Raw genomic sequence first — 15,465 nt, forward strand, 5'->3', positions numbered from 1 at the left:
GCTCTCCTCCTATTTTTTAGCTAACTTCATTCCAACAAATGCTGCTACATATGTCACAATAAAACTACACAAAGTTAAATATACAAATGAATTTTGCATAGATAATACCGTTCCACTTGTTCCAAACAAACTTGTTACAGTCCCTGAAACATCAATTTGGAACTTAGAAATCATATTCATTACAATCATCATAATTGTGTAAGAACCACTGCATACTGCTAATGTAATATACATATTGGCAGTCGATAATTCAGCTAACTTTCTTCCCGCTCTAAACATAAGGAACAATGGAATAATAAGCAGTAATAAACCGTAATGGAATACGTTATTCACTTCATCAAATTCAGCAAGGCTTTCCTGACTTGCTCCTTTTGAAATCATTATATCTCTAACCACTACGCCATTTACAGAGATGCCTGATATAAATGAAAACGATAATGTGCTCTCAGATGATTTTGATTTCTTACCAATTCCAGTAAACTCCTTACTAAGTGCTGGACTTGATACTTCTAACGGAGCAAAATGAGCCATACTCCATAATTGAGGTGTTAACTCTAATGCTAATAATGTACTTTCAGATTTTAAAGTTGTTATTTCTTTTAATGGTTCAATACTGTCTTCCTTATTTACTAACGCCATAATACAAACTACTACTGCTGTTACTAAAAGTCCTTTTATCATGGCTGAAATACCGTAATAAACAGACGCTCCATATGGCATTAACTCTTGAAATGCTGCTGCCATATTATTTTTGCTTGTATGAGCAATAAATCCTATTAAGGTAAATAATGTCCCACACACAAAACCACTCAGTAAACTCTTAATCGCTGAATAGCCAACCGTAATCTTACCTGCTTCTGAAAATGGAATTGCGAAAGATTGTGATGCTATAAAACTTATAATGAATAAAAAGACACCATAAATAATACCAACTGTTGCTGCTATAAAGATTTGATCCTTAATCGTTTTTGCAACACGCTGCTTTCCTAAACAAATTCCTGTACCAGCGAAAATCATAAATGGAATGATTAATAGTAATGTAAATGGAGTATGCCATGATAAAGAAAATATCAATCCGCTATCGTCGCTAGCTGTAAAACCAAGTAAATGATAACTTAACATCGTAGAAGTTGCACTCGAATAAAAGCTTGGCAACATTTCTAATTCTTTCGCAAATTTACTAAACATCTCACTTAATATAGAAGCAAATAATACACTACCAATCCAACCAGCAATTAACATGAGAATACTTGCAACAGCCCCACCAATAAAACCTGTTTTTAAAACAGCTTTATCTGCTGTAAATTTAACTTCAGGCGTACCGTCCATTGTAGGCAATTTGATAGATTGTTCCTTTTTCTTCACAATAAATAAAGAATGCCCACACTTTTGGCAATATAAATTTTGCTGAGCATTTTCACTGCCACAACCTTTGCAGTATTTTGCAGTATCTTGTTCTAACGTTACTGCCTCTATAGCTCCTGCAATCTCCATACTTCCTTCGTTAGGGCAATAGTTTACCTCTTCACCATGTTGATTTCCACATGTGCGACAATACATCTAATTCACTCCCCACTTTGCTTAATCCCACAAACTGGACAGTAAGTAGAGTTTTGATCGATATGTTCATTACATGAAATACAATTTGTCGTTTCACCTTCATGTTCTATCGCTAACATTGGATTAGGCTTTCCACACGAACCACAAAACTTATCATTTATTGATAAAGGTCCACCACATTCACATGTAGCTTTCTCGCCTTGTTGCTTTTGCAGTTCAACAATGCGTTTTCTTGCTTGATAAATAGCTACATCAAATTCTTGAACTGGAGCAATCATTTCTTGTAGGCTAGCTTCATCTACTCCGTTTCCTCTTAATTGAACGTAGACTCGTTGTCCAATCTCTAATAGAACCTCTGCCTTTTTCTGCATTTGCACTTGCATTTCTTTTTTCAGTTGAGCGATTTCTTGCGCAACTTGTAACTTCATCTTCCCTTGCTCAATTCCTTCTTGTAACTTATTCATTCCACTGCCTAACTTCGTCTGTAAATCTGACAAACCATTTCTCCTCCTATACATATATAGTAATATACAAAATTAACACTATATATATTACCATGATTTTCAATTTATGTAATCCAAATTTCATTTTTTCTGTTTTGAGCATTTTTTGTTTATAATGGTAAAGGAAAGAAATATGTGTACGGAGGAATATTATGCTGCAACACTCAATTACGAAAGATGAAATTATGATGATTGCGAATGAGTTCGTTCAAGGACTAGATCCACAGCAAACAGCTGATCAGGAACATGTCGCTACAGCTCGGCACCTATATCGTAGTGGTGTTGTCTACAACGTTGACTTTGATGGTTATACGCTATCAGGAACTGTAGATGCTGCAGGCAGCGTATATAGCGTCCATATCCCGATTCGTAACGTCGCTGAAAGCTATTGCGATTGCTTTGCACCAACGCAATGTGAGCATATGCTCGCTGTTTTACTATCTGCAGCATCTAGTTTCGGGCAAGTAGGAGATGTATTAACTTTATTTAAAAATAATACGAAACCTTCCCTTCCTCCTATTCGAACTGCAAGACAAGTATTGCAATCATCAGCGTTTGAAGAAACGGATTATAAAAGTTGGCAATCGTATTTTGACAACGAATATGAATCATTTAAAAAAGAACAAGCTCGGCTTACTTATAAACAAATGTATTTTCTTATGAGTATTTTTACAGACTTCTATACGAAACTCGAGCGGAAAGCTCCGCGTATCGTTGCGATACATGAGTTGTTCAGGCTACATGCAGCGCTTTATTGCTTTCAAAAATTATTAGAAGAAATTCAGGACTTCGAAGCAAATAAAACGTATTCTTATCACCAGCCTGTTAACGTCGTTCGCTTATTTGTAGACAAAGTGGAATCCATCGTTCGGGACTTACAATCAGAAGCGATTCCTTCAGAGTCTGAAGCAATTTTGCAAGAAACAGCTCGTCTCGTTCACGAAGTATTCTTCTCCACCGACGCCTATACGCAAGAAAGATTTTTTATTTATCGTCACATATGGAGTGAACTCTTACACAATAAAGAGAAACTGAAAGAAGAAGAAAAGCGAATCGATACGAAAATCAATCCACTTTCCAAAGCATTAGCATCTTCTCATCTACTCTTTTTAAATGACGAAGACCTATTAGCTATGGACTTACTAAAGAAACAGCCTGCTTCTGTTGTAAGTCTGTACTTCTATTGGTTAGAAGAGCTATTAAATACAATGCAGTGGGATCGTGCGAAAAACTGGCTTTCCTTTACGTATAAACAAGTGAAGAAAACGATACATGAGCACGAAAATACGATTTTCATAAAAGATATCGTTCGCTTATTTGTCATCATGTATGAAACGTATGCAACCCATACAAATGAACAAGCCGGACTCGAAATGATTTTGCAAGAGCTATTACCATATAGTTTCGCAAACTATGAGCAATACGTACTCGCGAAAAAGCAATATCGTACATGGGCAGAACTTCAGCTCTTACATGGGTTTGAAGCAATTGAACTTTTGAAAGAGCCACTGAAAGATATTGAAAAGGAAGCACCAGAAGCAGCCCTTCCTCTTTATCACCTTGCTGCTACCGAGGCCATTGAAGAGCGAAACCGCAAATCATATAGACGTGCAGTTCGTTACTTAAAGAAATTACGTACATTATATAAACGATTAAAGCGTACTGATGAATGGGATGCTTTCATTATTCACATCGCAAACTTACATTCACGTCTGCGTGCACTACAAGAGGAATTACGGAAAGGAAAATTAATCGATGATCAATCAAACTGAAGTAACAATTAGGCTCCAGCACGTTAGTCAAGGTTGGTTCCTTTGGGGAGAAGATGACAGCGGTACTCCATTATCCGTAACAAGTTGGAAACGAAATGCATTTACATGGCACTCCACTTCCTTCTACGGCACGTTTCTAAAGGAAGCAACCTTTGAAGGAAAACAAGGTGTTATGCTAACAAACGCACAAGCATTTGAATACATCGCTAATAAACCGATGAACTCCTTTGCCCATATTCAAATGAATGGCCCTATTACAGCACTTACGAAAGATGCGAACGAATTATGGGATGCCTTCACAAGCGGTAGCTTCGTACCTGATATGGAGCGTTGGCCCAAACAACCATCTTGGAAAGTGCAAAATACCCCAATCGAAGATGACACATTGGCATCTCTTTTCTCGGCCGCGGTAAATGAAAGCATATTACAAGATAACCGTTCAAACGACGGATGGGAAGATGCCAAGAGACTTTATGAACATTACGACTTTACGAAAAGACAATTGGATGCAGCACTACATGAAGAAGATTGGCTTCGAAAAATTGGTTACATTGAAGATGACCTTCCCTTTACAATTGGACTACGGCTACAAGAGCCGCAAGAAGAATTTGAAATGTGGAAGCTTGAGACAATTGTTACACCAAAGCGCGGGGCACATCGCATATATGTATATGAAAGTATCGATTCTTTACCAAAACGATGGCACGATTATGAAGAACGTATTCTTGAAACACAAGAAGGATTCAGTAAGCTCGTGCCGTGGTTAAAAGAAGGCGATGCATTCCGAAGTGAGCTCTTTGAAACAGAAGCGTGGAACTTCTTAACAGAAGCAAGTAACGAATTACTCGCTGCAGGTATTACGATTTTACTGCCATCCTGGTGGCAAAATTTAAAAGCGACAAAACCAAAATTACGTGTGCAGTTGAAGCAAAATGCCACGCAAACGCAATCTTTCTTTGGCATGAATACACTCGTTAATTTTGACTGGCGAATTTCAACGAACGGCATTGATTTATCAGAAAACGAATTTTTCGAACTCGTTGAACAAAACAAACGATTATTCAATATAAATGGTCAATGGATGAGACTGGACCCAGCCTTTATTGAAGAAGTACGAAAGCTTATGAACCGTGCCGATAAATATGGACTCGAAATGAAAGATGTCCTTCAGCAACATTTATCAAACACTGCTGAAACAGAAATTGTAGAAGAAGATAGTCCATTTACCGATATTGAAATCGAGCTAGATGGATATTATGAAGAACTATTCCAAAAACTACTGCACATTGGAGATATTCCAAAAGTAGATGTCCCTTCTGCACTAAACGCAACACTCCGTCCGTATCAACAACATGGCATTGAATGGTTATTATATTTAAGAACGCTTGGATTCGGAGCATTATTAGCTGACGACATGGGACTTGGAAAAAGTATTCAAACGATCACTTACTTACTATATATAAAAGAGAACAATCTCCAAACAGGCCCTGCTTTAATCGTAGCACCGACATCTGTTCTTGGAAATTGGCAAAAAGAATTTGAGCGTTTCGCACCAAATTTACGTGTTCAGTTACATTATGGAAGTAACCGAGCGAAAGGTGAATCATTTAAAGACTTCCTTCAATCAGCAGATGTTGTATTAACATCTTATGCATTAGCTCAGCTTGATGAAGAAGAACTTAGTACGTTATGCTGGGATGCTGTTATTTTGGATGAAGCACAAAATATTAAAAACCCACATACGAAGCAGTCGAAAGCAGTACGAAACTTGCAAGCAACTCACAAAATCGCTTTAACCGGTACACCGATGGAAAACCGACTTTCCGAGCTTTGGTCTATTTTTGACTTCATTAATCACGGATATCTTGGCAGCTTAGGACAATTCCAGCGCCGCTTCGTCTCACCTATTGAAAAAGATCGTGACGAAGGAAAAATCCAACAAGTTCAACGATTTATCTCACCATTTTTACTGCGTCGTACGAAAAAAGATCAAACAGTCGCATTAAACTTACCAGATAAACAAGAACAGAAAGCGTACTGTCCACTTACTGGTGAACAAGCTTCCTTATATGAGCAACTTGTTCAAGATACATTGCAAAATGTAGAAGGATTAAGTGGGATTGAAAGACGCGGATTTATATTACTCATGCTGAACAAACTTAAACAAATTTGTAATCACCCTGCTCTTTATTTAAAAGAAACAGAACCAAAAGACATCATCGAACGTTCCATGAAAACGAGCACGCTAATGGAGCTAATTGAAAATATAAAAGATCAAAATGAAAGTTGTTTAATCTTCACACAATACATCGGTATGGGGAACATGCTAAAAAATGTGTTAGAAGAACATTTCGGTCAGCGCGTCCTCTTCTTAAACGGTAGTGTACCAAAGAAAGAACGTGACAAAATGATCGACCAGTTCCAAAACGGAACGTATGACATTTTCATCTTATCGTTAAAAGCAGGTGGAACTGGCTTAAACTTAACCGCTGCCAACCATGTCATTCACTACGACCGTTGGTGGAATCCAGCTGTAGAAAACCAAGCAACAGACCGCGCATATCGTATTGGTCAAAAACGCTTTGTTCACGTTCATAAACTGATTACAACGGGGACACTCGAAGAGAAAATCGATGAAATGTTAGAAAGAAAACAATCATTAAACAACGCTGTCATTACAACCGATAGTTGGATGACCGAACTATCTACAGATGAGCTAAAAGAATTACTTGGTGTATAAAGTGAAACTTTAATCAGTGGGGGTTTTGTTCATCCCCACTGATTATTAGTTGAACCAATCGGACGTTTACGGACAGTTGATCTCCCACCTAACTTCTTTGCTCCAACTGAATTTTGAGGTGGGAGTTTTACTGTCCGTTAACGCGGGATAAACAAAAGGAGCTAATCTCAAAAGATTAGCTCCTTTTTCTATTCCAAAACCAATTGCTTATTATAATTCCTGTTAATCCGCCGCATGTATCCAGTAATGAATCTTGCCACATCGGTGTACGATCTCCCGTAGTCCATTGATGAATTTCATCAAATGTTGCATATCCCGCAACGAAAAGAAGAGCATATATAAAACATCTTTTCCTCGAATAACCTGATCGATGAAAAGCGTAATACGTCAATGAACCGAGCATAAAGAACACCATAAAATGCGCACCTTTACGAAGGAAAAACTCAATAAATCCGCCTACACCTTTATTTGCAATGCTAACAGGTGTACCACCGCCATAATCGATAGATACCCACGAGAAATGCTCTTTCACAAACTCAACATTTACATATTGTTCAATATCCGAGCGCATATCCTGCTTTTTATATGGTTGTGCCGAGGAATAGAAAATCAACCCCATCCATAGTAAAACAGGAATCCAAAATAACCATTTACGTTTCACTCTTCCGAAGCCCCTCTCTTAGTCTTTTAAGCGTACCAAAAAAAAGAATAAATTTCACGCCAAAACATGACATTTGCACCCTATTTATAAAGTGAAAGGGGGTGATAAACATGGCAGTCGGAACAATCGTAACGGACTTAACTTTACGTCTTGTCTTAAACAGTGGATTAGATAAGAACGGAAAAACAGCTTTTAAGCAAAAACAATTTAAGCGTGTTAAAACAAACGCAAACTTAGAGCAAGTACAAAACGTAGCACGTGCTCTTGCTTCTTTACAAGCATCACCGCTTCACGCTATACAGCTTGTTAGCACATCAGATCTTTCTACCCTATAAGGTTAAAATTTACTTAGTGGGGGGTGTTCATCCCCCGCTAAGTATGAACCAACACCAATCACCCTGCCCGCAATATAGCGGGATAAATAAAAAGGAGGAAATAACATATGCAAGTACTAGAATTAATTTTTGCGAAAGAAGATGGAAAAACAGTTGTTTTTTCTATCGAGAAACCTATCACACCCGTCGATGCACAAGTCGTAAATCAAGTAATGGATACCATCCTTGCCTCATCTGTATTTTCATCAATTAATGAAAATACCCGAAAAAAAGGAGCCCGTCTCGTAGAAAAGAATGTATCTGAAGTTCCAATTAACTTATAAACAAAAAGACGAATCTGCATCATTTTGCAGATTCATCTTTTTTCTTCGGCATTTCAATCGGAATAAAGATTTTTGAAAAACCGACGCATACATATTTATAATGTTCTCCGCCTATATCAAACTCGGTCGTATATGTTGAGAAGAAAATATAATCATTTCGCTTTGTATAATTCTCGATTAATAATCCAACTTGTGGCTCAACATATTTTTTCGCCAACTTCTTACCAGCCGATGCTAAATCGCCAAGGAGACCTTCTTCATTTTCCTTTTGAACTTCGTCTAGCTTCTTACTTACATCATTACGTTTCATAAACTGCTTCGCTGCCCAATCCGTATATTCACCTTTACTCGGATTACTATTTGCTAAATATACTAGAAGAACAACAACTAGAGCCATAATAATATACTTTTTCTTCATACTATCTCACCGCCTACTCTTTTCTATTTTCATATATATGTACAAGCGATGCAAATTAGAAAGACTAACATCTATTGATTGTAAACGAATAGTCAAAATTTACAATATGAAACAGAATATTAATAATTAATTTACTTAATTCGTATATAATTATATTCGGTATTACTATCATTTATAAGGGAGGAATCAAATTTATGAATGAAGAAAATGATATTATTATTTCTAATTCTACAATGATGCTGGAACCTTACAAGCACCCTTATTATCGCACCAAAATTATCGACAGTAGCGGGAACCATCTTTACTCCTGTCAAACTGCTCTCCAACTCATCAAGCAATCTTGTCTAACCAATGTTCACTCTACTTATCAAGGCAGACGTAATGCAGTCCAAACAAACTTTAAATTCAAACAAAATGTCCCAATTCCAATTAATCATCGAGAATATATTTGTGCTTTCCCGACAGAATCTCCTTCTTCTCCAAACTGTATATGGCTATTTTATAACCATATAGATGACATAGAATTTTTCAAAAAGAGCAAAAAAGCTAACATTCATTTTTCAAATGGCACTACTACAACAATACATATCAGTCCCCATAAGTTAAAACAACAATTATTAAAAGCTGGATACGTATTATCACGTATGAACATGCAAGATTCACTACAATTTAAAAACCTCTTATTACATTTACTACCTTAACAGAATAAGTAGAATGGAAAGCAATATCCCTTGCCTTCCATTCTTATAATCCTATTTATCCTCTTAAGCTATTTCGCATTTTCTCAAGTGCTTGCCGATACACCCACCTCACTTGATAATAAGTCATTTCCATCTCGCTAGCGATTTCCCCCATCGTCTTCCCTACAAAAAAACGTTCGACAATAATATACTTCTCCTTCTCATCTAATACACTCATAAAATCCTTTGCTCTTATTTCAGCATCTTCAAACGTAAAAATCTCCTCATATTCACCTACGTAAACATTCCTTTCTTGCAAGGCAGACTCTTTCTTCAACCTTTCCAATATATAACCACGGACCGTTACAACTGCATATGCAGGAAAACTTCCTTTCTCCGCATCAAATCTTTCATAAGCATGCCAAAGACCAATTAAACCACATTGATAATACTCTTCATGATCTTGATAAATACCTAGCTTCTTTATTTGATTTACAATCATTCCTTCATACAAAACAACTGTCTCTGTAAAAGTCGCTGGCTTCACACAGTACCTGTTTCTAAAAGGTATACCTCTTTGTTATTCCGCCGGTACCTCCACAATATAAAAATAAAGAGGCGATTTCACTGTGAGTAATTTCAAATACGACCGCCGAAATTTTAAATTACACGAAGTAGAATTTGAAATTCTGCTGGTCGTATTTGAAATAAGGGTAAAAATAAAAAAGATTCCTTCTATAAGTGAGAAGGAATCTTTTTTTATACATTTTCGATTTATACTATTCTGTAGTTATACGTTTGAAAGATCTATCGATTGCCTATAAACCTATAGCTAAAATACAACTTATAACGCCAACAAATATATAAGGATTCTTATTCGGCATATATTCTACCACTAACAATAATACAATGAACAAAAAATTTTCTAATAACTTCTTAAACATATGTATCTACTCCTTATAACAAAAAATGCAGCAATTACTTTTATAATTGCTGCATTTCTTTCTAGCGACATGAAATATCAAGATTATTGCACTAGTCCTCTTAGCGTACCAAAGCCAATCGTTAAGATGAAGAAAATAACCATAAGAATCGTTGCTTTCTTTTTGCTTAAACCAGCTGTAATTTGAAGACCTAACCATGTAATCACAAATCCCCAGATTGTAAATACTTCAATGCTATTTGCAATACCTTTTACAGCACCGCCGCTTGAAGCGAAAATTGGTCCTAAACCAGTGTAAAATTCTTTCCCTGAACCACCTAGAATAAGTGCTAAAACTGCATTTATTAATACGCCAAGTAATGAAATAATGCTTGAATATACAGTAATCGTTAATAATTTCTTATAAGAAGTATCATTACTCATTAACATCATTAACACTTTATATACAGCAGCACTAATGAAGAAACCTATTATCATACCGAAAACACCAAATACAAAACCAGCACCGAAAGTCATCACAGGTGTAACATTAACCCCTAATTCTTGATTGAGCTTAATTGATTCAGGTGTTAAAGAATATACATAAGTACTAATACCTCCAGTAATCCCTGATAGTAAAGAAAGTATCCAAAACGCACCCCAAACTGCATTATTAGTCTTCATTCTCTCAAACTGTTCACCTGGAGATGTAATCATCCCTAATAATGATGGCTTTTTCGAACCTACATCTTGCGTATTAATATTCGCTTCCATTATAACGCCTCCTTCTATTTATATAACCCGTTCTAACGGGCGGTTCACTTCCTCAACATAAAGGCTACGAACCGCCCACTAGAACGGTAATGTGTAGTAGAGAGCCCCCTCTCTACTACACTACTAACTTATTCATAACGTAATGCTTCAATTGGATCTAACTTCGCAGCTTTATTCGCTGGAATTAATCCAAAGATAATACCAAGTGTCATAGAGAACAGTACGCCTCCAACGACAACTTCCCATGAAACGAGTGGTGGCCATTTCGCAAATGTGGAAACGATATAGGCCCCGCCATATCCAAGACCAATTCCGATTAAACCGCCTAGAAGTGTTAACATAACTGCTTCAATTAAAAACTGTAATAAAATTTTACTACGTGTTGCCCCAAGTGCTTTACGTATCCCGATTTCGCGCGTACGCTCTGTTACAGATACGAGCATGATGTTCATAACTCCGATACCGCCAACGACTAATGAAATACCAGCGATACCGCCGATGATCATCGTCATGATGCTAGTGACTTTAGAAACATTTTCTTGTAATTCTTTTAAATTCACCAGTTCATATTTACCTGGAATTTCACTTGGCTTACGACTATTTAACACATCAACAGCTTGTTTCCCAGCTGCTTCTAAATCGTCTACATTTTTAGCTTGAATTGCGATATTTTGAATATCATCTGTTCCGAATAAAACAGGCCATAATGTAAGGGGGATTAACGTTTCTTCCATTTCAAATCCCATAAACTCATTATCAGATGTATACACACCAATAATTTGCATTGGCTGCCCCTTCATCTCAATAATTTGTCCAACTGGGTTTACGTCCTTAAATAACGTCTCTTCTGTTTTTGTACTAATCATCACAACGTTATTTGCATGAGAAATATCTGATTCACCTAAAGTACGTCCCTTTACGACCTTTACTTTATTAACCGCAAAATATTCATTATCAAGACCAATAACATTCAGATTTGCTTTTTTATCATTTACATCCAATATCTCTGTTGTCGAATTTGTCGTAATAACATGTGAAACATCTTTCACTTGTTTTACTTCCATAATATCCTCTTCTGTTAACTTTGGTATTTCAAATCCGCCTATAGCCAACTCATCATTCATATCTGGTTTAAATTGAATTGGCATAAGGTTATTACCACCAGAACCTGCAAATTTCGACTTCAGCATCGCTTCCCCGCCTTGCCCAATTGCAACGACAGTAATAATAGAACCAACGCCGATAATAATACCGAGCATCGTAAGAGCTGAACGCAGTTTATGAGCTAAAATAGAAGATAGGGCAATTTTTATACTATCTAGTAAACTCATACCGCACACCTTCTATCTTCTGTAATTTTCCCGTCTCGCAGTACAATGCGGCGGGAAGAATACGCTGCTACTTCCTCTTCGTGCGTAACCATAACAATCGTTGTACCTTCTGCATTAAGCTTTGTGAAAATATCCATAACTTGCTCACCAGACTTCGTATCAAGCGCACCAGTAGGCTCATCAGCCATAATGAACGTTGGATTATTCGCAATCGACCTTGCAATCGCTACACGCTGCTTCTGTCCACCTGATAATTCATTCGGCAAATGATGAACCCTATCTGACAAACCGACTTTACCAAGCGCTTCCAGAGCCCTTTGACGACGCTCTGCTTTCTTCACACCACCGTATACGAGCGGAAGTTCAACATTTTCGACTGCCGAAAGACGTGGCAGCAAATTAAAGTGCTGAAACACAAATCCAATATATTCATTACGAATTAAAGCAAGCTTTGACTCGTCTGCTGTTAAGATATTCACATCATTCAGCATATATTCGCCTTCTGTTGGACGATCTAAACAACCGATAATATTCATAAGCGTTGATTTACCAGAACCAGACGGTCCCATAATCGAAACGAACTCACCGCTTTGAATTGTTAAACTAATACCGTGCAAAATCGGCACTGCCAATTTTCCTTGATAATACGTTTTAGCAATATTATTTAGCGTAATCATTTCTCTTTCACTTCCATTCCGTCATACACGTCGTCGGAAGGATTTTTAACCACCTTTTGCCCCACTTTTGCGCCTTCAACAATCTCTGTCCAATCTCCATCAGTAGAACCTTTTTTCACATTTTGTTTACGAAGCTTCCCTTTCTCTTCAATATAAACAAATGCATCATCGCCTTTTTCTACAATGCTCTTAGTTGGAACAGCAATCATCGTCTTATTCTCTAAACTTACTTGCAGAGAAACGTGATAACCTGGAGATAAACCATCTTGACTATCAAGACTTGCTTTATATGTATATTGGGACATATTTTGAGTCGCTTCACCCATACCACCAGCTTGTGCCATCTCTGCACTCGTTGGGAATTCACTTACCTCTGTAATTTTACCTGTCCACTTCTTCTTACTATTTGCTTTCGCAGTGACAGTAAATGTTTGATCTGGTTGAATTTGTGACTTCTGAAGCTCAGTTAACGTCCCTTGAACTTGGAATGGATCTTTAGACGCCACTTGTAAAAATGCTTTCCCTTGACCACCTAACGCTTGAGATGAACTTTGCGCCGCATCTTTATCTAACTTTTGAACGACACCAGTAAAATTACTATAAATCGTAAGTTCTTTCTGCTTTTTACTTAACTCTTCTTTCTGCAACTTCCCTTTTTCTTTCTCAAGATCAGTTGTCTTTTGCGCCATCTCTAACTCACTTACTTGCTCATCCATCGGATCTGTTACTTCTTTCCCAGCTCCGCTATCCTTTGCCTTCTTAATTTCTTTCTTCAACGAATCAATTTTCTTCTTTCCTTGATCATAACGCATATCTGCCATCTTCTGATCAAGCTCAGCTTGCTTCATTTGCAAGTTAATCTCTTCATTATCATAAGAGAATAACTTCGTACCTTTCTCTACCTCTTGTCCTTCTTTCACTGCAATATCTTTCACTTTTCCTTTAGTCGGATCTGCATAGAAACTTTCAATATTCCCTGGTTTCACCTGACCAGAAATTAACTTCGTATTATTAAGCTTTCGCTCCGTTACCTTCTCAAAGCTTACAGCATCAGCTGTTGTTGCTGCGCCCTTCTTCTTCCCTTGCATTACAAAAATATTAACTGCTGCTACAATAACAATTAGTGCAATAACCCCGATGATAATCCATTTCTTCTTCTTGTTTGGAGTACGAACCGTATTTGGTACCATATTCTCTCTCCTTTTATAACTTAATAGTTTAATATAAAAATTGTATAAAACTTTCTGAAAACAGATTACATATTATTACATTCTTTTTACAAAGTTTTACACATCCATTTATATTGTAACAAAAATTCCAATGATTAGAAATATGACATCTTGTCTTTTAAGATAGATTTAAGGAAAGATTATATTAATATAAGAAAAGCCATCCAAAATGATAATTGGATAGCTTTTCAAACAAAATATTACGCTACTTTAGTTTTTTTCCCCTCATGTCCACGTTGAACGATGAACAAGAAGATTGTTGATAAAATTGCACCTGTTAATAGTAAGATGAAGCAACCGTCCCAGCCAGAACGATCAACAATAACACCGATTGCTGCGTTTGCTACAAGACTTCCGCCTACATAACCGAACAGACCACACATACCAACTGTCGTACCTACTGCAAATTTCGGTACTAATTCCATCGCACTTAAACCGATTAAGAACTGTGGCACATAAATTAAGCAACCGATAATAGAAACTGCAATACTTACAACAAGTATGCTAGTTGCTTGCCAATATACAAACGTACCAATAACAACTCCGACCATACTAATGATACATAATGGCATACGTTTTCCTTTAAATAATTTATCACTTAAAAGACCAACGATTAATGAACTTGGAATTGCCATACCTTCAAAGATTGCGTACGCTGCGTGTGCTTCATTTTTTGAGAAACCTTTAACCGTCGTTAAATAAAGTGGAACCCAGTTAATAACACCGAAGCGAATTAAATAAACAAATGCATTCGCAATACATAAGAACCATACAAATTTATTTTTCACTACATATTTCATTAAAATTTCTTTTGGTGACATCTTGTTAGCATTATCTGCTTTTTCAAGATTTTCATAGTCATTACGATATTCATCAATTGGAGGAAGACCTTCTGATTCTGGTGTATCCTTCGCATTAATCCAAACAAGAACTGAGATTACCATTGCGATAATCGCTGGGAAAATAAACACGCCGCCTTGCCAATGATTTTCACCAAAAATAGCTACACCAATTCCGACAAGTGGTGGTACGAGCATTCCGCCAACGTTATGTGAAATATTCCAAATACCTGTTTTCGTACCGCGTTCTTTCTTCGAGAACCATTTCGTCATAACGATACTACAAGGTGGTGCTCCCATACCTTGTACAATACCATTTAGAACAAGTAGTGTAACAATCATTCCAAATGACGATGCAAAACCGAAACAAATATTTACAAGCCCTGATAAGAATAAACCGACTGCGATAAAGCGCTGGGCGAAAGCTTTATCTGACAAATTACCCATAAAGAACTTACTAAATCCATAAACAATTGCCATAATTGAACCTAGTAGTCCAATTTCAGCTGTACTAAATCCATATTCTTGTACTAAATACGTACTTGATAACGTAAAGTTACTACGAACTAAATAATAAGCAGCATACCCAACTGAAATTCCCATCAATACACGAATACGTAATAATTTGTATACTCGATCAATCATATCCGCTGGCAATCTTTCAATTGCAGGTGCTGGCTTGAGCCATTTAAACATATATT

General features: G+C 36.9%; 15 protein-coding genes. 5 read left to right on the top strand and 10 right to left on the bottom strand.

The window, feature by feature from the left end:
- Positions 1 to 9 precede the first annotated feature (9 nt).
- Both JDS99_RS19320 and JDS99_RS19325 read right to left on the bottom strand, forming a co-directional pair.
- On the bottom strand, positions 10 to 1,560 hold the full coding sequence (locus JDS99_RS19320) for a zinc ribbon domain-containing protein (protein ID WP_097889546.1): 1,551 nt from the start codon (positions 1,558 to 1,560) through the stop codon (positions 10 to 12).
- Between the two features lie 5 nt (positions 1,561 to 1,565).
- Positions 1,566 to 2,057 (bottom strand): zinc ribbon domain-containing protein, encoded by a 492-nt coding sequence (locus JDS99_RS19325; RefSeq protein ID WP_087985935.1) that lies wholly within the window; start codon positions 2,055 to 2,057, stop codon positions 1,566 to 1,568.
- Between the two features lie 158 nt (positions 2,058 to 2,215).
- Between JDS99_RS19325 and JDS99_RS19330 the strand changes: the two genes are divergently transcribed.
- Positions 2,216 to 3,835, top strand: a complete 1,620-nt coding sequence (locus JDS99_RS19330) for an SWIM zinc finger family protein (protein ID WP_088064831.1) — start codon at positions 2,216 to 2,218, stop codon at positions 3,833 to 3,835.
- Entirely contained in the window at positions 3,819 to 6,575 is a 2,757-nt protein-coding gene (locus JDS99_RS19335; RefSeq protein WP_199695533.1) for a DEAD/DEAH box helicase, read from the top strand. Before JDS99_RS19330 ends, JDS99_RS19335 begins: the two co-directional genes overlap by 17 nt.
- Before the next feature lie 175 nt (positions 6,576 to 6,750).
- Here the strand turns inward: JDS99_RS19335 and JDS99_RS19340 are convergent, their stop codons facing one another.
- Positions 6,751 to 7,236 (bottom strand): VanZ family protein, encoded by a 486-nt coding sequence (locus JDS99_RS19340; protein ID WP_087985938.1) that lies wholly within the window; start codon positions 7,234 to 7,236, stop codon positions 6,751 to 6,753.
- Between the two features lie 110 nt (positions 7,237 to 7,346).
- Between JDS99_RS19340 and JDS99_RS19345 the strand changes: the two genes are divergently transcribed.
- Entirely contained in the window at positions 7,347 to 7,571 is a 225-nt protein-coding gene (locus tag JDS99_RS19345) for a DUF1659 domain-containing protein (protein WP_199695534.1), read from the top strand.
- A gap of 107 nt (positions 7,572 to 7,678) precedes the next feature.
- Positions 7,679 to 7,894, top strand: a complete 216-nt coding sequence (locus JDS99_RS19350) for a DUF2922 domain-containing protein (RefSeq protein WP_001197599.1) — start codon at positions 7,679 to 7,681, stop codon at positions 7,892 to 7,894.
- Between the two features lie 19 nt (positions 7,895 to 7,913).
- Here JDS99_RS19350 and JDS99_RS19355 read toward each other — a convergent pair whose 3' ends face one another.
- Positions 7,914 to 8,312, bottom strand: coding sequence for a DUF4359 domain-containing protein (locus JDS99_RS19355; protein ID WP_000731403.1), 399 nt, complete (start codon positions 8,310 to 8,312; stop codon positions 7,914 to 7,916).
- A 194-nt stretch (positions 8,313 to 8,506) separates the two neighbouring features.
- Between JDS99_RS19355 and JDS99_RS19360 the strand changes: the two genes are divergently transcribed.
- Positions 8,507 to 9,013: a competence protein ComK gene (locus JDS99_RS19360; RefSeq protein ID WP_048542596.1), complete on the top strand. Its 507-nt coding sequence runs from the start codon at positions 8,507 to 8,509 to the stop codon at positions 9,011 to 9,013.
- Between the two features lie 55 nt (positions 9,014 to 9,068).
- Here the strand turns inward: JDS99_RS19360 and JDS99_RS19365 are convergent, their stop codons facing one another.
- From JDS99_RS19365 to pgtP, 6 genes are all read right to left on the bottom strand, one after another.
- Complete coding sequence (locus tag JDS99_RS19365; protein WP_199695535.1) at positions 9,069 to 9,539, bottom strand: sigma-70 family RNA polymerase sigma factor; 471 nt, start codon at positions 9,537 to 9,539, stop codon at positions 9,069 to 9,071.
- A 480-nt stretch (positions 9,540 to 10,019) separates the two neighbouring features.
- Positions 10,020 to 10,688 (bottom strand): YknW family membrane protein, encoded by a 669-nt coding sequence (gene yknW / locus JDS99_RS19370; RefSeq protein ID WP_199695536.1) that lies wholly within the window; start codon positions 10,686 to 10,688, stop codon positions 10,020 to 10,022.
- Between the two features lie 128 nt (positions 10,689 to 10,816).
- Positions 10,817 to 12,019, bottom strand: a complete 1,203-nt coding sequence (locus tag JDS99_RS19375) for an ABC transporter permease (RefSeq protein WP_199695537.1) — start codon at positions 12,017 to 12,019, stop codon at positions 10,817 to 10,819.
- The gene (locus JDS99_RS19380; protein WP_000631628.1) at positions 12,016 to 12,696 is read right to left on the bottom strand and encodes an ABC transporter ATP-binding protein; all 681 of its coding nucleotides are present in this window, start codon (positions 12,694 to 12,696) and stop codon (positions 12,016 to 12,018) included. Before JDS99_RS19380 ends, JDS99_RS19375 begins: the two co-directional genes overlap by 4 nt.
- Complete coding sequence (locus JDS99_RS19385; RefSeq protein WP_199695538.1) at positions 12,693 to 13,886, bottom strand: efflux RND transporter periplasmic adaptor subunit; 1,194 nt, start codon at positions 13,884 to 13,886, stop codon at positions 12,693 to 12,695. The genes JDS99_RS19380 and JDS99_RS19385 overlap by 4 nt, the downstream gene beginning before the upstream one ends.
- Positions 13,887 to 14,125: 239 nt before the next feature.
- Positions 14,126 to 15,460 (bottom strand): MFS transporter, encoded by a 1,335-nt coding sequence (pgtP, locus tag JDS99_RS19390; RefSeq protein ID WP_046955541.1) that lies wholly within the window; start codon positions 15,458 to 15,460, stop codon positions 14,126 to 14,128.
- Positions 15,461 to 15,465: the final 5 nt, after the last annotated feature.

It is taken from the genome of Bacillus cereus group sp. N6 (assembly GCF_016483705.1).
In the GTDB taxonomy this organism is placed as follows: Bacteria; Bacillota; Bacilli; order Bacillales; family Bacillaceae_G; genus Bacillus_A; species Bacillus_A wiedmannii.

Coding starts and splice junctions, on each gene's coding strand:
- JDS99_RS19355 (WP_000731403.1), bottom strand. CDS start 8,312: ATGAAGAAAAAGTATATTATTATGGCTCTAGTTGTTGTTCTTCTAGTA.
- JDS99_RS19350 (WP_001197599.1), top strand. CDS start 7,679: ATGCAAGTACTAGAATTAATTTTTGCGAAAGAAGATGGAAAAACAGTT.
- JDS99_RS19385 (WP_199695538.1), bottom strand. CDS start 13,886: ATGGTACCAAATACGGTTCGTACTCCAAACAAGAAGAAGAAATGGATT.
- JDS99_RS19330 (WP_088064831.1), top strand. CDS start 2,216: ATGCTGCAACACTCAATTACGAAAGATGAAATTATGATGATTGCGAAT.
- yknW (WP_199695536.1), bottom strand. CDS start 10,688: ATGGAAGCGAATATTAATACGCAAGATGTAGGTTCGAAAAAGCCATCA.
- JDS99_RS19375 (WP_199695537.1), bottom strand. CDS start 12,019: ATGAGTTTACTAGATAGTATAAAAATTGCCCTATCTTCTATTTTAGCT.
- JDS99_RS19320 (WP_097889546.1), bottom strand. CDS start 1,560: ATGTATTGTCGCACATGTGGAAATCAACATGGTGAAGAGGTAAACTAT.
- JDS99_RS19335 (WP_199695533.1), top strand. CDS start 3,819: ATGATCAATCAAACTGAAGTAACAATTAGGCTCCAGCACGTTAGTCAA.
- JDS99_RS19380 (WP_000631628.1), bottom strand. CDS start 12,696: ATGATTACGCTAAATAATATTGCTAAAACGTATTATCAAGGAAAATTG.
- JDS99_RS19360 (WP_048542596.1), top strand. CDS start 8,507: ATGAATGAAGAAAATGATATTATTATTTCTAATTCTACAATGATGCTG.
- pgtP (WP_046955541.1), bottom strand. CDS start 15,460: ATGTTTAAATGGCTCAAGCCAGCACCTGCAATTGAAAGATTGCCAGCG.
- JDS99_RS19345 (WP_199695534.1), top strand. CDS start 7,347: ATGGCAGTCGGAACAATCGTAACGGACTTAACTTTACGTCTTGTCTTA.